The 21484-nt window shown below is 47.5% G+C and carries 15 protein-coding genes and 1 pseudogene; 6 read left to right on the top strand and 10 right to left on the bottom strand.

What is annotated here, in order from left to right:
* The 3 genes from DXZ20_RS28220 to DXZ20_RS28210 all read right to left on the bottom strand — a co-directional run.
* Positions 1-1895: CHAT domain-containing protein (locus DXZ20_RS28220; RefSeq protein WP_250565950.1), on the bottom strand; the 1895-nt coding region annotated here is incomplete at its 3' end.
* 81 nt (positions 1896-1976) lie between these two features.
* Positions 1977-7235 carry a two-partner secretion domain-containing protein gene (locus DXZ20_RS28215; protein ID WP_250565949.1) on the bottom strand — a complete coding sequence of 1753 codons (5259 nt, stop codon included), beginning with the start codon at positions 7233-7235 and terminating at the stop codon, positions 1977-1979.
* A gap of 153 nt (positions 7236-7388) precedes the next feature.
* Positions 7389-9101, bottom strand: a complete 1713-nt coding sequence (locus tag DXZ20_RS28210) for a ShlB/FhaC/HecB family hemolysin secretion/activation protein (protein WP_163702446.1) — start codon at positions 9099-9101, stop codon at positions 7389-7391.
* A 299-nt stretch (positions 9102-9400) separates the two neighbouring features.
* Between DXZ20_RS28210 and DXZ20_RS28205 the strand changes: the two genes are divergently transcribed.
* Together DXZ20_RS28205 and DXZ20_RS28200 are read left to right on the top strand one after the other, a co-directional pair.
* Positions 9401-11815, top strand: coding sequence for a CHASE2 domain-containing protein (locus tag DXZ20_RS28205; RefSeq protein ID WP_163702444.1), 2415 nt, complete (start codon positions 9401-9403; stop codon positions 11813-11815).
* 70 nt (positions 11816-11885) lie between these two features.
* Positions 11886-12581 (top strand): hypothetical protein, encoded by a 696-nt coding sequence (locus tag DXZ20_RS28200; RefSeq protein WP_163702442.1) that lies wholly within the window; start codon positions 11886-11888, stop codon positions 12579-12581.
* A 24-nt stretch (positions 12582-12605) separates the two neighbouring features.
* On the opposite strand, the gene DXZ20_RS28195 is transcribed toward DXZ20_RS28200, so the two are convergent.
* From DXZ20_RS28195 to yidD, 4 genes and pseudogenes are all read right to left on the bottom strand, one after another.
* Complete coding sequence (locus tag DXZ20_RS28195; protein ID WP_163659464.1) at positions 12606-13340, bottom strand: lysophospholipid acyltransferase family protein; 735 nt, start codon at positions 13338-13340, stop codon at positions 12606-12608.
* 142 nt (positions 13341-13482) lie between these two features.
* Positions 13483-13980: a tRNA adenosine(34) deaminase TadA gene (gene tadA, locus DXZ20_RS28190; RefSeq protein WP_163659462.1), complete on the bottom strand. Its 498-nt coding sequence runs from the start codon at positions 13978-13980 to the stop codon at positions 13483-13485.
* Complete coding sequence (locus tag DXZ20_RS28185) at positions 13980-14312, bottom strand: cupin domain-containing protein (RefSeq protein WP_163702440.1); 333 nt, start codon at positions 14310-14312, stop codon at positions 13980-13982. The genes tadA and DXZ20_RS28185 overlap by 1 nt, the downstream gene beginning before the upstream one ends.
* 194 nt (positions 14313-14506) lie before the next feature.
* Positions 14507-14722, bottom strand: a pseudogene (gene yidD, locus DXZ20_RS38785) (membrane protein insertion efficiency factor YidD); the annotation flags it as partial.
* A 587-nt stretch (positions 14723-15309) separates the two neighbouring features.
* Between yidD and DXZ20_RS28175 the strand changes: the two are divergent.
* Positions 15310-15537, top strand: a complete 228-nt coding sequence (locus DXZ20_RS28175; RefSeq protein WP_163659458.1) for a hypothetical protein — start codon at positions 15310-15312, stop codon at positions 15535-15537.
* A gap of 218 nt (positions 15538-15755) precedes the next feature.
* On the opposite strand, the gene DXZ20_RS28170 is transcribed toward DXZ20_RS28175, so the two are convergent.
* Positions 15756-15989, bottom strand: coding sequence for an NfeD family protein (locus DXZ20_RS28170; protein ID WP_163659456.1), 234 nt, complete (start codon positions 15987-15989; stop codon positions 15756-15758).
* A 168-nt stretch (positions 15990-16157) separates the two neighbouring features.
* The gene (locus DXZ20_RS28165; protein WP_163659455.1) at positions 16158-16424 is read right to left on the bottom strand and encodes a hypothetical protein; all 267 of its coding nucleotides are present in this window, start codon (positions 16422-16424) and stop codon (positions 16158-16160) included.
* A 599-nt stretch (positions 16425-17023) separates the two neighbouring features.
* On the opposite strand from DXZ20_RS28165, the gene DXZ20_RS28160 reads away from it, so the two are divergent.
* Both DXZ20_RS28160 and DXZ20_RS28155 read left to right on the top strand, forming a co-directional pair.
* Positions 17024-18349, top strand: coding sequence for a CopG family transcriptional regulator (locus tag DXZ20_RS28160; RefSeq protein ID WP_163702438.1), 1326 nt, complete (start codon positions 17024-17026; stop codon positions 18347-18349).
* Positions 18350-18650: 301 nt separating this feature from the next.
* On the top strand, positions 18651-19298 hold the full coding sequence (locus DXZ20_RS28155) for an NAD(P)H-dependent oxidoreductase (RefSeq protein ID WP_163702435.1): 648 nt from the start codon (positions 18651-18653) through the stop codon (positions 19296-19298).
* A 78-nt stretch (positions 19299-19376) separates the two neighbouring features.
* Here the strand turns inward: DXZ20_RS28155 and nfi are convergent, their stop codons facing one another.
* Positions 19377-20099 (bottom strand): deoxyribonuclease V, encoded by a 723-nt coding sequence (gene nfi, locus DXZ20_RS28150; protein ID WP_163702433.1) that lies wholly within the window; start codon positions 20097-20099, stop codon positions 19377-19379.
* Positions 20100-20164: 65 nt separating this feature from the next.
* Between nfi and DXZ20_RS28145 the strand changes: the two genes are divergently transcribed.
* The coding region (locus DXZ20_RS28145) for an alpha/beta hydrolase family protein (protein WP_489670949.1) at positions 20165-21484 on the top strand (1320 nt) is incomplete at its 3' end.

Raw genomic sequence — 21484 nt, 5'->3', positions numbered from 1 at the left:
GCAATGGGATAGCGTTCGATCAGGTATTGATTGCCATCGTGCAGCACCGACATGGGCACATTGCGCAGAGCACTATCTAGCACAAAGACCAGTACGTCTATATCGGCGGTAGCTAAATCGGCTTCAATGGGGCGAATCAACCAGTCATACAGCTGCTGGGCCGGTGTTATAAATGTGAGTGGCTGATCTGCCACTACTTCAAAACGGGCATTGCGCGATCGCGATCGCAAATCCATCCCCGGATAGGAAATCGAGCGTTGTAACCGAGACAAGGTATTAAGGACCCGCTCTTTTGCAACCATGGCAGAGCGATGGTTTAAGGACTGCCCTGGCAATCGAAAAACCACTTCGACCCGATCGTCTAGCACAATGGGATAGATGACAGCCGCCTTGCTGCTCACCTGCTCAATATCTACGGTCTGGGTCACAACACAATCAGCCCGAAAAAAGTTCACCAGTTCTGCCACCTGCAAAGATTCAAGAACATTACGAGCCTGCTGGAGCTTATTCTCTTTATCTTGGGTACTGCCGGTATCTGCTTTAAGCAACAGATCGACCAGCTGTCGATAAACAGGTTCAATCTCCTCTCGAAATGAAAAGCGCACATCTGGGCTGGCGGCAATCAAATCCACCCTGAGTTTTTGTAAACTTTCCAACGCTTGGGTGTAAGCCGCGATCGCACCGTCAATATTCCCCTGGGCTTCGAGAATCCGTCCCAGCTGCCACTGCCACTGATATAGGGCAATGTCGGCCCCACTGCCCTGGGCTAAGGCCAGCGCCTGTTGGGTCACCTGAGCGGCATTTTTCCACTGTTGTTGAGATTCATACAACTGCCCTAAATAGCCCAAACTATAGGATTGGCCTTGCTGGTCGTTGAGATGGCTTGCCTGTTGCAGCGTCTCGGCCAATAGCTGAGCGGTCTTCCGGTTTTCCCAAACCGCGCCATTGGCCTTAATCAAACTGTTGGCCAGATTGAGTCGAATGGTAATGGCGTTACGCCCTTGGGGTAGCTCTTTTAAATCTGAGGCAACTACTGGCAACAGGTCTCGCGCTGCCTGAAAATTACCGGCCTTAATCCAAAGACCTATTAAGTTCACTTGAGCCTGTAGACGCAGGGACGTTGTTGGTGCAACCGCAGCAGCCTGCTGATAATAGTTGGCTGACTTAGCCTGATCAGCATTGCCCAAACTTAACAATGCCCCCGTTGTCTCGGTGGCCGAGTCAATGGCTTTAGAGACTTCCAGACTCTGCTGAAAACGGGCAACGGCCCCTTGGGTGTCACCGTTAAGCAGCAAGGCATTGCCCAGCTGTCTTAGCCCTGCTGCTTTTAGCGATGAATCGGGGAGGGCATCAACATCGGTGGCAATCGATTCTAGCTGAATTAGGGTTTGGTGATAGTAGCCCTGCACTCTGAGAATTTGGGCTTGGTTGAGTTGCGATCGCAACACCCCAGCTTTATCCCCAACGGCTTCATAGGCAGTCGTTGCCTGTCTCTGCACCACCAACGCATCATTGAGTTGCCCCTGGGCCATATATAGCTTGCCTTGGGCACTCAACACCTGAGCTAAGATACGCTGCTGTTGGTTAGATTGGGGCTGTAACTCCAGATAATCTAGCGCCTCAGCAATTACTGCCGCTGCTCCGTCATAGTCCCCCAACTGCAGGTAGGCCAGCCCCAAATTACTCAAACCGCTAGCCTGCTCTAGCGCTGTTCCTTGCTGAGTTACCTGTTGCCAAAGGTCTACTGCAGACTGATATTGCCCCAGGCCATAGGCAGTTTGGCCCCGCTTGATCAGCTCTGCCGTCGTCAAATTTGCCCTGGCAGGGATGACGGTAACACAGAGCAGCACCGTGAGACAAAGCGTTATGCAAAAACGAAGGGAACGGGAAAACATGGAGACAGTTGGAGAAAAGAGCAAGGAAGTCAGACAAAGCAGAAAACTCGTAGGGATACCCCTTGTGGTCACCCCATATCCCTAAGACGTCGATGCTTGACAGCTAGCACTCAACAGAGATTGAGCATTCTCGGCGCTACCGTATAGGAGGAGCTGACCATCTTCAGTCATGGTCCAACCTTGGGGCTCAGCAATAATCTCCGGCACGGGCGGTATGGTTGACACATCATCACCTTCAGAGCCATCGGGTATTTCATCTAGGGGGCTGCCCAAAGGACCAAAGTCTTCTAGCAGGTCACTGCCCTCAAGCTGTTCATCGGGGGTAAAGGGCAGGCCACCCCTGCCTGTCACCGTAAACTCACTGGTATTACTTTGTTGTCTGGCCAGCAGATCACATCGACGATCAACCAGGTCAGTCGGATCAACAATGTCTGGAATAGTCACTTCAGGCAGATCTTGCTGTTCGCCGGTCGCCACAGTACCGTCATCGACCGTTAGTTCAGAACTCGCATCTAAATCACTTTGCAAAGATCGGCCACTGCGCAAGGTGAATATTTCCCTCAGGGGTCTTGAGCCGATAAATATGCCCAGGGAGTTGTTGGCTAACAAATCAACTGAACCACCAGGCCCCTGGGCATTAGCAACAATATCGCTGTTTTCAAAAAGATTACCCGCCACTGAATTGGTAAGAATCCTAATATTGCCTCCTGTAGCCCCGATACCAAAGGCTTCAGTAGAAATTAGGTTACAGGTGAGACAGCTACCCGACGGATTACTAGAAGTTTGGGTACCATCTAACACCAAAGCTCCTTCAATGGTTAAGTTAATATTACCGCTGTCTTCAATAGATGCCGTTGTCGCCTGAATCTTTCCACCTTGAAATAAACCAACATTATCGGCAAAGATATCGATGTTGCCTGGATTTCCAGGGCTATTAGTTGCTGAACCAAGAGGAGTACCATCGACTGATACAAGTCCACTGTTTTCTAATCGAAGTGTACCAACATTTAGTTCTATACCTCCCGCGTCGCTGCCATTACTAGTAGCTGCATTAATAATCCCAAAGTTGGTGACCCTCAGATTTTCAGTTGGGTTTTCCGTAGATCCGATTCGAATCGTACCAGCAGAACCGACAGCACCACGTTCTGTACTTACAAACAATCCACTACGATTTTCACCAAAGCCATCAATAGTGACATCTGTAGCATTGATATTAATGCTTCCCCCCTCACCTCGCCCACCAGGGGTCAACACCCCATTAATTTCTTGCTCCCTAAAAACACCCGATTGAATTTGACCACCATTAGTTAAACTAAGGCGGCGACTATTCACATTAATATCACCACCATCTCCAATCCCACCGGTTTCTACACTACCTCGAATGGTGCTGCCACCATCTAGTTCGACACTGTCCGTGGTCGCGATCTGAATTGTGCCGACATCCCCTCGACCAAAGGTACCTGCTGCAATCACACTGCCAGATTGAAGAGATATATTACGAGCGTTATTAATAACAATTTGATTTTGCTCAGTAAGCGGCACAGGACGTTGAGCTTCATCTCCGTTTATCAGTAAAAATGCCTCTGTTCCTCCCCTAGACTGCACTTGACTAGAAATTCGACTTAATTCAGAAAGCTCTACATCACCAGAAATATTTAGCAAAATATCACCAGCAGCTCCGAGGCCAAAGGTATCTGAAGCAATCTGCCCAGAATCTCTTAAGCGTAAAGACCCATCCGTTGTTAATCGAATATCACCACTCTCCCTACTGTTGATACCTGCCTGAGCAATTAGGGCACTATTTGCCCTGATGGGGTCTGCATTAAATGCTGCTGCAATCGGTGCTCTTTGTTGAGCAATCAGGGTGGCATTTCCAGTTTGTCCCGTGATCAAAAAAGTGTTGCTAAATAAAGCCTCAAGGTACGCTTGATAGCTGCTTTCAAACTCTGTTCTACGGGAGAGAAAATCTTCGTCCTGACCAACAATTTCAACATCAGAAGTGGCATCAATTATCAGATCCCCAGCACCACCTCGACGATAATCTAAAGCACCAACAATAATCTGCCCTCCGTCTCTTAGACTTACGGTTTCTGCTCCACGAATGACAATATCCCCACCATCAGCACGACTGCGGGAGCGAGCCGTTAAAACGCCTCCATTGAGAATTTCAACAGTATCGATGTCTTCAATCAGAATGCTCCGACCGTCACCTGTTGTGGAGTTAATGCCATCAATTTCAGATAGCAGATTATTTCCTATTTGCACAAACGGATTTTCTAGGTAGAAGATATCTTGATCTTCTGTTGATGCCACTAGCCCACTGGAAGAACCACCAAAGGGTCGTACAAAAGTCGCACCATTCACCGTAAAATTTTCAGTTTGAACCGGTGCTACGCCATCCACTATGATGCGAGACGGTTGATTCACATTTAGTGGCCTCACTCGGATATTGCCGCCAATGCCACGACCAAAGGTCTGGGCGGCCACACGCCCACCGTCTATCAGTTGCAATACTTGAGTTGTTAAGTTGACATCACCGCTACGGGCTGAGCGGGCAGTACTGGTTGAAATCTGTCCACTATCAGCCAGGGTAATATTCGGAGCTGTGATATTCACATCCCCTGGTAAACCAGGACCCAGGGTGGTAGGTTCAAGAACAATGGCATTACCCACTGCCTGAACACCAAAATTTAGGCGGTTATTAGCATATATGCCACTGGATGCGGCCACTGGGTCAATGGTAAAGTCCGTAGCATCCTGGGCCTCGCGATAGGCTTCTTCAGCCCCTAAGCCAGCAGCGGCAGCTCGGATAAATTGAGCCCTAAACATGTCCGCCTGCCGTTGATTAAAGGTCCTGTCAAAACCAGAAATATTGACCCTATTGTTAGCATCAACATCAATATCCCCCGCAGCACCATTACCAAAGGTTACGGCAAGGACTTGACCACCACGCAACAGGTTCAAGTTGTTGACATCAATCAATACATTACTGCCAGGTGCACCATTGTCACTGCGGGTACGGGCATTAATCACGCCACCATTTTGAATGGTTAAAACATCAGTGGTTATTCTAACTTCCCCCCGTTCAGTTGCCCTGGAGGTTTCTTCTGCTGTTGAAAACAATCCACTCGAAAATCCTCCATTCACGAAGGCTCCCGTAGTGGGGTCTGTTTCAATGTCAACAGTACCATCAATAAACACAAACGATGGTTGGTTAGGATTAATGGGACGGACTACAACATCACCCGCAGTACCACCATTGAAAGAACGGGTCAAAACTTCTGCGCCATTAATTAGCCTGAGGGCCTGCGTTTCCAACAAGATATTACCTGCCTGCGATGTCCCCAATGCGCCGATATTGTTATTTTCTTGAGGAAATGGAGACGTATCTGAAATAATCAATCCATTATCTAATAGAATCTCATTGCTACGGATGCTGACGCTACCACCATCTGCACCATCAATGCCACGGGTGTTAATGGCATTATTATCCCCTATCCGTACTCTACCGCCACTCTGTACGGCAATACTGCCAGCCAGCCCTGAGGGAATATCAGATGAAGGGTCATTGAGAATATCTACGACAGGAATTCCCCTAAATGTGCCATTTTCAAATAGGCCATTAGTGAACGTTTGCAAGTTACCTACATCAATATCACCAGCCGCTTCTAAACTGATAAAGTTAGCAAATCCTCGCCCAGCTGAGCTCAAAAGTGTTCCTTCGTTCGGATCTCCATTGGCCGTTGTATCGATCGAACCAGTTCCACTACGAATAGAGATCGCCCCTGCAATGCCTTCGCTACCTTCAGCAACAAATGCATTTATGTTGCGGGTACTAACATTGCCAAAGGCATCAATAGCAACATCACCAGCCTGAACAATTTCGGTCGTTTGATTTTGGCTAGTAGATGTATCAATATTACCGATGGAGATACTACTTGTGACAGCGTCCCTAGGTAGGGCATCGTTACGATTGAATTGATTGGTAATAAAGACACTAGAATTTTCAAAGACAGCTGCATTCTCTCGGCTGGCATCCACATTGCCAATTAAAATCAGACTGCCATTGGGTGTGGGATTTAATGTGGGACCAATAGAACCCGGTGGAGTCTCGACAGACCCTCCTGGGAACCCTGGCACTTGACTCCAATCAATTCCAGCCCGAACATCTAGGGTCGGTTTTGCTGATCCATCGATAACAATTGTATTGCCATTGCTCAACGTGATGTTGGACAGAGCTCGAAAAAGAGGATTAGTACTGTTAGGACCAATGGTGTCATCAACGGAGCCGGGTTGATTGATGACCACATTCCCCAAAATCACACTGCCACCGGCTAAAACATGTAAAGATGCGCCGTCTTGATAGTCACCAATAGCAATATCACCCACAGCCAGAATCACGGGATCGTTAGGGCTCGTTAGATCACCCACAGTCCCATCTAGTCGTTCAATTCTGAATGAACCACCGGAAAAATAATGGGTATCTCCAATGACCGTATTATCTGAGCGTAGTATCATATCTGCCCCTGAAAACAGTCCACTATCGGGGTGCGCAAGGGCAAAAATATCTACTAAGCTATCGCCTTGTAGTAACAATGTATCATCAGCGGATGCAATAAAAGACTGAGTCTGGCTATCCCGTATCTCCAGCGTGTCGGTCGCTAATAACCTCAGATTTTCTCCAGCCAATAGTGCACCGGTCAGGGTCAAATCTCCTGTAGCTAACGTTAAGTCTTGACCCACTGAAAGACTGCCGCGATTTTCAATGGCCCGCTGTGCGGCACTGATTTGTAGCCCTGGCGTCAGCGTTACGGCCAACAAAGGTGGCGCAGTGGGATTAGTGGCGCTGTACACTAGCCCTTCACCCCATTCAAAACCGTCGGCAGTGGTGGCAAAAAATGATCCGCTAATGTCTAACTGCGCATCTTCGCCAAAAACAATGCCGTTGGGATTGAGGAAAAATAGATCGGCATCACCATCCACACCCAGGGTGCCTAAAATCTCCGAAATACTGTTGCCAGTGACCCGACTAAAAATAGAGTCAATCCCCTCTGGATTAGCAAAGTACACCCGCTGGAGATCATTGACATTAAAGTCTTCAAAGCTGTGGAAGAGATCGTCACCTCGGGCGGCTCCCCCTTCAATCAAGTCTCCGTTTTCTCCCCGAATAAGCGTATCGGGAGTGACAACACTGGCTTCGTTGCCGAGGGTATTGTCGGGCACAATTTGGGCGTTAGCTGTCGTCGGTGTGAGTAAACCACCCAATAAAGCTACAGCAGCTAGTTTAGTAGCAAAATACCATTGCGATCGCATATTTTCCACGCAAAACCTCCCAGCCATGACAGACCTACGGAAACCGACAAAACTCAACTTAGATAAACCAGATGCGCCTGAGATGCGCGCGTATTTTGTGTCCAGATAATTTAGGCAGAATGGTAGCATTTCTCGATTTGGTGGGGAAATAAAGTTTCAGTAAATTTACGAGACTGCCCCTTAAAAAAGGCGACCTGTGATGCTAAACAAAAAACCACTCTCTTGAAAGGAGTTTCCTTCTTCTCCTGGATCAATCAGAGGCATGCCAAAATCTAGACGAGCACTGATGCGATCGCCCGTTTGCCATAGCAACCCCGTGCCCATACTCAGCAGGTTATTGGGATCGGGATCCACCTGTTCGCCGTTGTTCCAACCGACGCCATAGTCAATAAACGGGGCGATCTGCATGGCGCTATCAATACTAGGCACCTCAAACAGTGGGAAACGCATTTCCACTGAGGCAAACACCCCATTGTCAGTGGTGGCCTGGTCCTGACGATAACCCCGCACACTGCCCTGCCCCCCTAAACGAAACTGTTCTAGCGACAGCAACGGCCCGTCAGATAGCTGCCCCGTCAGCCTGGCGAGAAAGAGCTGATCGTTATCAAACGCTTTCACCCACTGGGCCTGCCCTTGCCAGCTCAAAAATTGACCATCGGGGCGATCGCCAGAATTACGGGTGGCATCGAACCAGTCAGTACCCAAACTAAATTGCGATCGCAGTGCCAACACTTCCCGTGCACTGCGCTGCGTCCATTCCTGATTAAACCGAATCGCCGATATACGGGTAACTCCATCGTCACTGCCACTCGTTTGCAATGGCAACCGAATATCCCCAAACTGGAACGTACTCTCGGAGCGTCTGTAGTCAAACGCCAATTCCAGAGCCAGTTCTTCGGTAGGGGTTGCAATCACTGGCTGGCGCAGGCTCAATGCTAAATTCGTCGAGTCCGACTCAATATCTAGCACCTCAAATGCATCTTGTATGATGCGACTGTCGGTCGTGCTGTAGTCAATGGCCAACGACGTGTTGTGAGGCCCCAGGGGGATGGTGTATCCCAAATCCCAGGTATCACTGCCATTGGTGTAGCCATAGCTCGCTACAAAACTATCCCCTTTACCCAGCAGGTTGATATTGGAGAGAGTCGCCCGCCGCTGAAAACTCCCCACACTTGTTGAGCGAAAATTATCTAAAGAGATCGTGCCGCCCCATCTCGGCGCTTCCTTCACTTGCAGGTTAAGAATACTACTGCCAGTTTGGGTGCCAGCGGCTAGCTCCGCCGACAAATTCTCAATCAGTGGATTAATCTGTAACAACTGTAACGATTCCACTAAACGATTGACATTTAGTGGAGCGTCATTTCTCACCTCAATGCGAGAACTAATATAGCCAGGGTCCAAATGCTTGAGGCCAGTAATCTGAATATCTTCTAAACCACCTTCCACTACCTGAATCGTGACCACACCATCCCCAATCAATTGGTCGGATGGAATAAATGCCCCTGAAGAGATATACCCGGCATCGACATAGAGTTGCGTAATCGCTGCGCGCGCCTCAAATAGCTCAGAAAACGTAATGGGTCGATCGACATAGTCAGCCGTTACCGCCCCTAGCTCCGACTCACTAAAGACAGTACTACCCACCACTCGAAAAGCACTGACCACAAAGGTACCTGGCACAGCTATCCCCTGTTCAGGCAAATCTGATGGCACCGATGGTTGAGGCAACAAATCCTCTGGGGCAGGCAATGGCTCCGGTTCAGGCAGTGGAGTCACAGGCTCAGGGGGCAACGGTTCTACCCCCTGGGCTATCACCACAGGGGATACTACAGTCGACACTAACCACACCACACTAGCCAGAAAACACTTGAGATAGACGGAGACATGCATCATCTCTACAACCAAAAAAGGAGTTTTGAGCAGGACAGGGGCTAGGTATTAAGAAGTAATAAATATTCCAATAGATAAAAATGTTCATAAACATGAACATTCACCTACATCAGTGGTTTTCACGCTTATTTCTCAATCCATAGAGCTATGTATACTTATTATTATCTAAACAGTGAAAATACAGATAAGTCTATTTATTGACTGTGTCAAATCATCATATTTCTGGTTACTTAGAACTTATTCACGACTTGAATAACTTTCAAACAATTGGCAATACTGCGATTTAGTCAATCCGGAACGTAATGGCCCAAACCTATCGCCTAGCCGTTAATCAAATAAGCCAGACCTGCTTCTTTGAGCTGACTTGGGGACAGGGGCAACAGCTCATGGCACAACTGCCTTATCCAGAACAGCTGACGGTACTCTACCAGCGTTGGCAACGGGCTTATTTAGGCTATTACCAGTCAGCCTTTGGTAATAATGAGCAACCTATGCGAGGGCGAGCCGGGGTTACTGGCCAAATCTCTTCTAAGCGCACTGATTGGCATAGCCAGTTGGTGCAGGCAGAAGCCAAATTTCTTTCGGAATTTCATCGTTGGCTCCGCAGTGAACCGCTGTTTCCCATTCGTCGTCAGTTGGGTAAAGCGGCCACAATCGATCCAACCAGCCCTGAAACCATTACTCTATTTATCACCTGTAATCCCATACATCTTTCTCGGCTGCCTTGGGAGAGTTGGGAGGTCAGTGCTGAGTTTAGTCAGCATCAGTCTATTTGTATTGCCCGCTTACCGGCCAACATCCGCACAGCAGCAACACCCCCCAAAAAACATCGACGTAAAGCCCGAGTATTGGTGATCATTGGTGACGAAACTGGTCTCGATCTCTCTGGAGATTTACAAGCTATCGAGACGTTGAGTACGTTGGCCGAAATCCATCAGGTGGGCTGGCGACCGGGGATGAATGTAGCAGATCTGGGCCAGGCGATTTGTCGTGAGATCAGCGATTCTAACGGCTGGGACATGTTGTTCTTTTTTGGCCACAGTAATGAAGCCGATAGCGTTGGGGGTGAAATTGCCATTGCCCCCAATGCCAATATCTCGATGCGCGAGCTGGGTCCCTACTTAAAACAGGCCCAACAAAATGGCTTACAGTTTGCCCTGTTTAACTCTTGTAAAGGTCTTGATATTGCCGACACCCTGGTGGATTTAGGTTTAAACCAGGTTGTGGTAATGCGAGAACCGATACATAATCAGGTAGCTCAGGCCTTTTTAAACCAGTTTCTACGACGGTTAGTTCAATTTGACGATGTCCACAGAGCCTTACAGAAAGCTAGCCAATCGCTTCGCTCAGAAAGTACGTTAACCTATCCATCGGCACACCTAATTCCCTCTTTATTTAGTCATCGTGGGGCAGCATTCTTTCAACTACAACCGCTTGGTTGGAAAGCACGGTTAGACCCTTGGCTACCCAGTGTGCGACAGGGTGTGGTGTTGGGTGCGATCGCACTTCTTTCCATCACACCCTCCATACGAGATTGGCTCCTATCCCAGCGTCTCTACAGTCAGTCAGTTTATCGCCAGGTCACCCAACAGATTCCCACATCATCTACTCCTCCCATACTACTGGTGCAAATCGACGACAAAGCTGTCTCGGAAATTGATGGTTTTACCCCATATCAGATGAATTGGCGCTATATTGCTCAACTGATTGATATTCTTTCATCCGGTCAAAGTTCGGTCATTGGCATTGATTATCTGTTTGATCGACGCCAGGACGAAAACGAGCCTATCTTAAGACAATCCTTGCAAAATGCTGCCGAACAAGGCATCTGGCTGGTGCTAGGCTCGGTTCTGAGCCGAGGGGAAGAAATTGGTCCCCGGTCAGGCGTCACCGATCTGGCCTGGAGCATGCAGGGATATGCCAACGCCCCGTGGCACTACCTGAGGCCCCCCCTCACCGACTGCCAAACCCGCTGCCCATTTGCTTATTTAGCCGCCCTGGCACAGGCAGGCGGCAGTTCATTGTCGCCCTCGATCTCAAGTACAACAGATCTAAGGACACAACTTCTTAACGTCAGTTCTCGCCCAACTAACAATCCACTATTACAGAATCTCTCTCAGCAACATCTCTCTGCTCTATCACGACTACTTAAACAGCGTTGGTTACAGCCAATTTTAGATTTCTCTATCCCAGCCGACCAGGTTTACCAAGCCATTTCATCGTCTGAGCTATTGGAGCCATCTGCATCACTGACCTGGAAAAATCAGATTGTTTTAATTGGGGCCGGTGGTTATGGTGGTGCTGGATTAGGAGATACCAAAGATTACACAGAACCACCCCCTGCGGTCGTTTACTGGCATCACCAACGTTATCCTGCACAATCGACCTATCCACCCGGACGATTTACAGGCACTGAAGCCCATGCCTATGCCATACATCATTTCTTAGAACGTCATCAGGTTGTTCCCATTCCCACCCTGTGGATGGTGGGTGTGGCGTCTTTTCTGGGTGCGGGCTCAGCCATTGTCGCGAGGCGACATGACCTATCGCAGCGACAGCGCTGGCTCAGCATTATTCTCCTTAGCGCCGCCTCTGGTTTAGTTGGTTTGCAAATGCATATTACAGCATCTGTTCTGATGCCATGGTTATTACCAACGGCAACAGTCTGGCTTTACCATTTGCCAGGTTTTCAACGCATTCGTCCTAAACAGCAATAGTTCAATGCTAGAGAAACTCTAAAACACAATTTTCCTGACAAAAACTTGCACAATTCAAGAGGAAATAACAATGATTAGAGCATCTGTATATACCAAATTACTATGTTCATCCTTAGGGGTTCTATTGGCATCAATCGTGCCTACCACGGTGCCCACTGCTGAGGCACAGGCAGCCTCACAGTTAAACAGTATCGTCAGACGTCTGTTGGATAATGACGATGAAGATCCACCGCTAATTTCCCGTGGCGACCTGTGCATTATCGCACCGGCTACGGCGGGTGAAGGGACGCCGGCAATTTGGCACGAGCAGCCTGTGATTGTTTTCAAACCCGGCAGCATTAAAAAGCTAGCTCTACGGGATGAGGCCACGAATGAAGTCTTCTGGGAGTATATTCCTGCATCGACCACCAGTCATGTGATGTACGGTGGTGAGCCACTACAATCTGATACCATTTATCGGTTAGAGGTTTATTTAGATGCTGGTGCCGAGAATCCAGCCAAGTTTCCCGATTTTCGCCTGTTACCTGAAGATTTCCGTCAACAGATTAGTAACGAGCTGGCATTAAATACCATTCCCAAAGATCCTGATTTACTCACTGAAGATTGGAGCCCCACTGAAGATTGGGTGGCCATCCAGCACGCTGACTATTTTGTTGACCAGGGACTGCGTTTAGATGCTATTCAAGCGTTATTTAACGTCAACACGCCCTCGGCAGAACTGGCTGCCATGCAACAACAGATAATTGAGGCCGTTTGTAGCCGCTGAGAGCCGTAAATTTTTCAGGGGCGATTACGCCGCCAATGCTAACGGTTGCTCACATCGAGATAACGCTTCTAACGATTGCTTTAGGTCTGCTGTCAGGAGGGTTGCCTGTCGCTTAGCTGACCCTGTGTGCAGGTAGTTGCTAACAGTTAATGGCTGACCAATGCGGATCTCGGTACTGCTACCAAAGCTGGGATGAAGGCTGTCGTAGGCTAGAGAAATGGGTAAAACCTTAACCCCCAGATTGGGTGTAGACTGCTCAGCCTGTAGGGCTAATCTGGCTAGGCCAGGCTTAAGACGCTGGACCTGCTCTTCCCGAAAAATATTACCCTCTGGAAAAATAACCAGGGTTTCTTGGTTTTTCAGGAGCTGCATGCCATGGCGTAGAGTTGCGATCGCAGGTCTCCTCACATTCACCGGAAACCCACCCAGTTGCTTAATAGCCCAGCCCTGTAGACCCAAGCATTCATCTGCCGTCACCATAAACCGCAAGTAACGCCCCGTTGACTGATGGCCCACCAACCCTATCAACAAAGGATCCCACCGGGAACGATGGGTCGGCGCATACACAACCGGACCGCTGGTGGGGATATTTTCCTGACCAGTGATGCGAATAGTCTTAAAAAAGTTCGGCAGAAGAACCTTCTCACCAATTTTGTAGGCTAACGGAGTAAGCCAGGGGGATAGCTTCGATTGACAGAGGATAGTCCGTGATTGGGGTGCTGGCTGTCTGGGAAGCAAAAATTGTGGACTAAAGGCCATTAGCGATACTCAGGACAATGAAGAAAACACCCAAAGGGGATATAGGTATTGTGAGCCATGTGCCCGACGATACTCAACTCCACATTTGTATACATACCATATACCTATCTTTAGGTTAGCTCTGTCAGTGGACAGGACAGTTTTACCGCCGTCTCTGCCGAAACCAGTTTTTTAACTGCTGCTGGCAGGAAGATGCGAGAATTCCCCCCTGTACGGCTAATCGATGATTAGACGCTGGTCCATCTGGCACATTGATAACAGAGCGTACGGCCCCGGTTTTGGGGTCGTCTGCGCCATACACTAGTAAACCCAACCGCGCATTCACAATTGCACCAGCACACATCGGACAGGGTTCTAACGTGACGTATAAACGACAGTCATTGAGATGCCAATTCTGTAACGATTGTCCCGCCTGACGCAGCACTAAAATTTCGGCATGGGCGGTGGGGTCATGATCCCGCTCTCGACGGTTAACGGCTTCAGCAATGACGTCATCATTAGGACCCACCAGCACAGCACCCACCGGCACTTCGCCTGCCTCCCCGGCCACTTCTGCCAGTGCCAATGCCCGCAGCATCCAACGCCGATGGTTTAGGTAAACAGGATTATCCAACGGCGGCGGCGGCACATCATAGGGCATTATGTGATCCCAAAATAAGTCAGCACCAGGGGCTCTGCCCCCGTATTCGTCACCTCATGAACATCGCCCGGCTCCACCAGAATGCACACCCCTGGCAACAGGGCTTGGTCCATGCCATTCACAGCCATTGTGCCACTACCCGCTGACACAAAAAACACCTCATACATATCCGAGTGGGCATGGGCGCTAGCCACCTGCCCCGGAGCAAATGTCGCCTGGGAAAAGTTAGTCAGATGAGGAATATCCCCTGGCTGCAGCATGACTTTTTTACGAATGGCGGTATTGTGGGAAACTCCCTGGTCTTTTAACTCATTGAGATTGACTCGTTTCATACTGGGGCTGGGGCTGGGGCTGGGGCTGGGGCTGGGTTAGAAAGGCTCTACCTGGTCTAGAGCTGAGTTGGTAGAAACTATTGGTTTTGACTGGGTGTGGATGTCTCTTGATCGTCATCCAGGGGGGTAGCCGACACTTCGGCGGACACTTCGTTAGAGAGCACTAAATCGCTGAGGTCAGTTTTGCCCACCATCGGCATCGGAGGGACCGGATCGTAGCCCCCTTCATGCCAAGGATTGCAGCGGGCAATGCGTTTAATAGCCATCCAACTACCACGCAACGGGCCAAAGCGCTCGATAGCAACCAGGGCATAGCTTGAACAGCTAGGTGTATAGCGGCAGGTCGCGGGCAACAGGGGGGAAATTAAAATCTGATAGCTGCGAATGAGTGCTTTGAGCACTAGTTTCATAACCGTGGGGGCTGGATGACATTCCGATTATGGCAGGTAGGGATAGGTCATGATTAGATTCATGCAATTTATGCATGAATCACAGAGGCAACGCTCTTATCTGGCTGTGATCCCCAGCACAATCCAAGGAAAATTGACGATTATATCAAGGGTCAGTGGGGTTCACCGCTCACATGTGTCGCATGGTTCATGCTGTCATAGGGTGGATTCATAGATGAAACGATTTATTGCATAACGCTCTATCTCTGACCATATGTCTATACAAACATATGGCCTTATCGCCTAAACTTTATATCTAAACCGAAGTCCTCTGTGAGCCTTAGCGTCCATAGAGGGCTTCTTATTTGAGACCGAACACAACGTTAATACAACACATCAAACAGTCTCTGACAATCTTGTCAAGGGCTGTTTTTTCTTTATTCGGATTGGGTATCAGATCCTCAAAACAAATTTGTCTCTGAGGGAAATTCAAAGAAAAATAACATCTGGTGTGGGATCTTGAAGTTTTCTCAACAGACTGTACAAGCTCACACTAGATTAACGATTCCTATGGCGTAATTAAGGGGAAGCGTTAGGTATATGTGCTCATGAAATTCACCTCTGATAAAAGTCTAGTGTCGAACATTAGCCAGTTAGTACCTAAATTACTCAAAGCACATTCTTATGGTCTTTATGAACTAGCCCAGGAATGTTCTCAGCAGCTACATTCCCCCATTTGTGAAATTATGCCTTCATTAGGTAGCAGTTTACACAACATGATCACCTGTGGCGAATTGCACTATGACCGACAGCATAATCGGATGTTTATTGGGTGATTCATAGCTCTAATCACGGGTATCAACTCAAAACGGGACTTTTTTCCCAAGGGTAGACTACTCTACTCTTCGAGAACGCTAAGGGCGAACGATGAAGAGCAAAGCGCTATAGATGCCACGAGTCAGATGCCACAAGTCAGACGCCAGAATGCAGAACCTTACTGGTTTCTGGCGTCTGACTTTGAGTAATTATTGGAACCCATATTACACTTGCTGTGTCAGTGATCGTCAATAGTGTAAAGTGATTCACATTTTTGCTTGTCAATAATCAGTTTATTCCCTCTACGGCCAACAACTCGAACAATATCTCCTGGATTAAAGTCTAGATGCCTGTTTGCCTTGGCAAACCAATACACACCATATACCTGAACACGCCACTCTTCACTTTTACGAACAATCTCAACCACTATTCCTTCTGTAGGTAGTTGACGATACTCTTTTTTAAAGCTCATTGAGATCATCTCCAAACTATATTCTAAAAGCCTTTACTTAAAGGACAGGCCGAGCTCATAGTCATCAGAGCCCGGCCTGTTGCATTCTCTGCAATCAACAACCATATTTATTGTTACTGTCTAAGCTAACTTACTCACCTCCAACAGAAATCAGGAACCCTTACAAGATCAGCTCGCTAGGCGCTTTCGGATATCTTCAGCTTGATGAAAGGGAACCTTAGTTTGGATAACACTTCCTGCGCCCAGTTGCATCACAATTTCATGTTTCTGCTTTTTACTGGTGATAGTCACATCGCTAAAACCATTAGCAGTCAAACATTTAAGCCAGTGAATAAAGATGATAGCGACGCCTTCTGGCATCACTAATCGTGATCCATTTAGTAATTCAACAACAACTTCACTAACCGCCATACATTCCAGCTGTTTTCGATCCATCGGCCCAATAACCAAAGACTATTCAAAAGCAACATCTACAGAAACTCTCCACCATTCTCAAACGATGCTTCAAAAGCATCACAGCCAAGCGAAAAACTGGCATGCGATCGCTAAAACAGACATTCAAGAAAACCACCTTTCTATATCCTGAAACTTGCCTTTCACCAAACACAAATACTTAACTGGCAGGCAAGCATAATTAGGCTACGTAAGTTACGCAATTAAATTTATCATGGTTTCATATAAGTAATACTACTCTTTATAGGTTTTTCTACTCATTTGTGCATTAGAAGTGTGAGCAATCCTTACAAATAAGGTCACTTCCAAATTACCTACGTGTAAATATAATTCAGCTTTAAATAGTCTCTAAACATCAAATAATTGAGAATGAAGTCCTATGGAGCCATTCACTGATAGCAATATACCTATTTAATTACGTAACTTTAAAGCAGTCGGCTTTGGTTAGCCGTGATAAATAGTCATGAATGATTAATACAAGGGCCAGTCTGACCACATTATTTGTATAGATTAATGTTATACCTGTTTATTACGTAACCTAATTCAATAGGTGCTTAGCTGCAGATTCAAGGTAAAAGCACATGCCCTTGTCAGCAAAACCTGATGCTGAATCCTTTAACTCACCCGAGAGCGTATCACCTGTCCCTATCTCCAAACCCAAGCGTGGTCGTCCACCAACCTTGACCGATGAAAGTCAGCGACGCAAACGCCGTAATATTTCTCTCTCTGACAATGCTTGGGAACGTTTAGAAAAGTTAGCTACAAAACTTGGGTATTCCTCAAGAAGCGATCTTTTAGAGCGAATTGGCAAAGAAGAACTGGAGATCATAAAACCCTCTACTCAAAGTATTTCTTCTACCCTGTCTGACATATTGATATATCGAAGATTACAGGGATTATTTTCTCCCCGTAGTGATGTTTTACATTCATTATTCGCCTTCAATTACGCTATTTATCAAAAAATCGATAGCTTACGGACTCAGCCACTGCAGGCGTTGATGGTTAAGGATCTAATAGCGTCTATGTCGGTGGTTTTTCAACACTGTTATATTCGTCCTGATCGCTATGTTAATAGCCTCAGCGCCTTGAGCCGTTTGATCAATTATTGTCTTTTGCTAAACCAGGCTAATTTAGAAAATGAATGGCAGTTACACACAGACGGACCCTCTCTTGCAAAAGATTCATTACCAGATAGCCGTGCCCGTGACTGCTTAGCAAAAATCGGTAGAGCGATGAATCATCTCTCTACAGCCAGCTTTTCGCCACAGTTCACAGCGCTAAGACTCAAATACATTAGCGGTTTTACTGAAGCTCAAATTCAACAAATCTATGAGCTTCAGGGCATGGATTTCTCAATTGAAGAGATTCGCCGTCTTGTGCATAAGGGCTGGACTCAATTTCGTAACCACCGCAATAAGCCCTCTAAGATAGAAACCCCCATAGAATCTGTTGAGATTCCATCAGACGCCACTAAGTATTGCCAATTGTTATGGACATCGCCACTAACTCAGGCTAAAGATCGACATACATTACTGCGGATTCTTGTAAAAGCCACTTATCATGCCCCCCTAAATTTTTGGCTCTGTGAAATTGAGCACGAGTGGAGCATGCATGTCTTAGGTCATCCAACTAAACAGACCCAGGAATGGGCTCAGCTGCAAGCATCCATCCAAAGCCAACTCAATGAGAAGCTACAGACTAGCAAGGATACGCTTGACAAGGAAATGCACTATTGTTTCAGCAGAGCAGAGGCTGTGAAGAATTTAGCCGTTATTTTTGAAAAGGAAACAGGTATTAGTCCTAAAACCGAACTGGGAAAATTCATGGTTCACCTACTGCAAGGGGAAGCTGAAGAGCAGTTTGCGTTAGCGGCACTCAAAAATTTAAGACATTCTAAAAGATCCTAAGCGTTGCAAACGCGATCGCAATCCCATAAAGAAACAACCATAGAACAAACTCTGCCATACAACTGCTATGGCCATTAGGAGCAACTGATACCAAATCCGAATTCATTCAATCCAATTAAAAATGGACAACCCTGTAGGGGCATTCCCTTGTGGATGCCCTTCGATACCGAACGCAATCCTGACTGATAGCGTTCGGTATCTCATCAGCATGCCCATAGCGTTAATTCTGGTTGAGTATCTTAGTTGTGTGTTGAAATCCCCCCATAACTGCTATAAAAGCCATGTTGAACCGGTATTTTTCATGGCTGCCCGAAATTTTTCAAGTGAATCTGTCCTCGAAGCCCTTAACTGGCGTTATGCCACCAAGATGTTTGATGCAAGTAAAAAAATTCCAGCAGAGACCTGGTCAGCCCTGGAGCAAAGTTTAGTTTTAGCCCCCTCCTCATTTGGTCTAGAACCCTGGAAATTCTTTGTGGTGGATGACGTAGCCATTCGACAAAAGCTACTGGAATTTACCTGGAAGCAGTCTCAGGTCCTGGATGCGTCTCATCTGGTGGTGCTCGCCATCAAAACTGGGCTAGACGAAACAGATGTAGATCGCTCGATGGCTCGTATATCAGAAGTCCGGGGTGTGGACCTGGAGTCCCTTCAAGGCTTCAGTAATGTGGTCAAGGGCTTTATGAAGGGGATACCCGATGTTGATAGCTGGTCCACCCGTCAGGTGTATATTGCCCTGGGGCAGCTGATGGTCAGTGCAGCCCTACTGGGTATCGACACCTGCCCCATTGAAGGATTTATGCCGGATCAGTACGACGAAATTCTGGGGTTGCCAGAGATGGGCTATCGCTCGGTGGTGGTGTGCGCTGCCGGATACCGTTTGGACGAGGATAAATATGCCCATTTACCCAAGGTACGTTTTCCTGTAGAGGATAAGGTTCAACATATTTAGCCTTGCAAAATGCCCCCGTGTAGAGGCGTTCCAGGGAACGCCTCTACACGGGGGCGCAAATCCAATTTCAAGACCTTCTCAAAATAATTCCATTTGCTCTGTGCCATCCGTTGCAGAGGTGCCAACTGAGGGCATGGGGCCTCGATTTGATGCTAACCGATCGGCCAACCGTGTGGTTTCTGGCAAACGATACTTAGGCGTACATTGCAACACATAGTCAACGGCAGTTTCCAAGCTAATGCGGTGTCCTGCGGAAACAAACAGCGGCTTAGTCCCGGTGCGGCTTCTCAGCACAGCCCCAATCCGCTCACCACGATCCATTAGCGGCACCCAGGCTCCTTTGTCAGCAGGTAACTCTCCATGGGTACCTAGCAAACGAGATTTGGCGACACCAATGGTGGGTTTATCCATCAGCACCCCCAGATGGCTGGCAATGCCTAATCGGCGGGGATGCGCAATGCCTGCACCATCACAGAGGATTAAATCGGGCTCCAGGGTTAGCTGCTTGAGGGCATCTAATACCGTCGGCATTTCGCGAAACGATAGCAGGCTAGGCACATAGGGAAATGTCGTGGGGCGATAGGCGATTGCCTGTTCTAGCAGTGTTAGTTCCGGCAGCTGTAAAACCACAACCGCAGCACGGGTGATGGTGCCATCCTGCTCAAAGCCTGCATCAATGCCTGCCACAGTGGTGATTGCTGCAAATTGGTCGGTGGTGATTACCTGGCTGCGCAGACGGTTTTGAATTGCGATCGCACCCCCAGTATCCTGCGGCCAGGTATCAGATACATCAATTTTCATTATCCTTTACAACAAACGAGTTCAGGCTTCGGTAGCATCGAAGCAATTTGGTTCATTAGTAGACTATGGTGCGTTTTTCAGTGAGTATTCTTTCAGTCAGAACAGCAGCACTTATGGGTAGTGTACTGTTGATGGGAGCCGCTCCAGCAACTCCAGAACCTAAGGCAGAAAGCAACATTGCCATCAATCAGGTTGAAGACAGCATTTCGCCACTGCTTGACCATGAAGCTCAGACACCGCAAACCCCAAATGGCGATAGCCTTGAAACCATTGAAGCCACTCAACGGCAATGGTTTTTACGGATTCAGGGGGCATTTGCCGCCGCAGTAGGCCTTAGTGCCATCGCCTTGGCCTATGGCGTCCGTAGTTATAGTAAGTACCACCAATGGCAACGCATTGATTTTCTACGGCGAGCCACACGGGAGTTTGAAAATGATCCTGGTATTTCCAGCGCGTTAAGTATTTTGGCCTTTGAGGAATATCGAGACTATCCGCTCAACATACCTGAGACAACAGCAACAAAAAGCAAGACATTTAGGGTAACAAATCAGCTCTTGAACGAAGCTTTGGGCAGTTCTAAAGAGCGAAAAAATCGTAAGGAAAAACTTGATCAATCGACATCTGACCATGAAAAGCAGATATCTGACATAGAAGAGTATTACGCAGAAACATCGATGCGGGACTGGTTTAACCAAATGCTCAACGGTCTAGAGCATTTTGGCTACATGGTTGAATCTAAGGCATTTAGTGTAAAGGAAGTAAAACCCTGGCTCAACTATTGGATCAGGCTAATTGCAGACGAGACCTATCGTCATAACTGTGATTCGAGAGTTTACGATCAGCTTTATAACTACATTTATGACCACGGTTTTGACGGTGTCAGACAGCTGTTTGAAAAGTTTGGTTATCGCATTTTGCGATCTCCCTATAAAGAAGGTGATTTTGAGAAACTAGGAGATGTTAGCCATTACAGCACTAAGCTTGCCCTCAGTTTGGCAAAAGCATCTCGGCTAGTATACGAAGATGTGAGATATGTGGCTAAAATCGCAGAGCTATGGAAAATCGACATTCGTAATAACTTTCGATATTTCAACGCTAAGAAACGTGATACCCAGGCTTTTATCTTTCGAACTAACGAATGCATGGTGTTAGTATTTCGCGGTACTCAAGAGATCCGTGATTGGACCACCAATTTAGATATGAAACTGCGTAACTTTACAATTCGGCGGGCTGGCAAAACCACCGTATCGTCCTACAAGGGTAAAGTTCACACAGGGTTCTTTCTTGGTTGGGCAGATATTGAACGAGACGTTCTCAAACAAATTGAACGTTGGCAAAAGGTCAGTGGTACTGCCGCAAAACTACCACCATTAATCATTGCTGGG

The sequence above is a fragment of the Adonisia turfae CCMR0081 genome, from assembly GCF_011009555.1.
Taxonomy (GTDB): Bacteria; Cyanobacteriota; Cyanobacteriia; order Phormidesmidales; family Phormidesmidaceae; genus Leptothoe; species Leptothoe turfae.
Note: the sequence above shows the minus strand (reverse complement) of the source record. Positions and strands in the feature narration are given on the sequence as shown.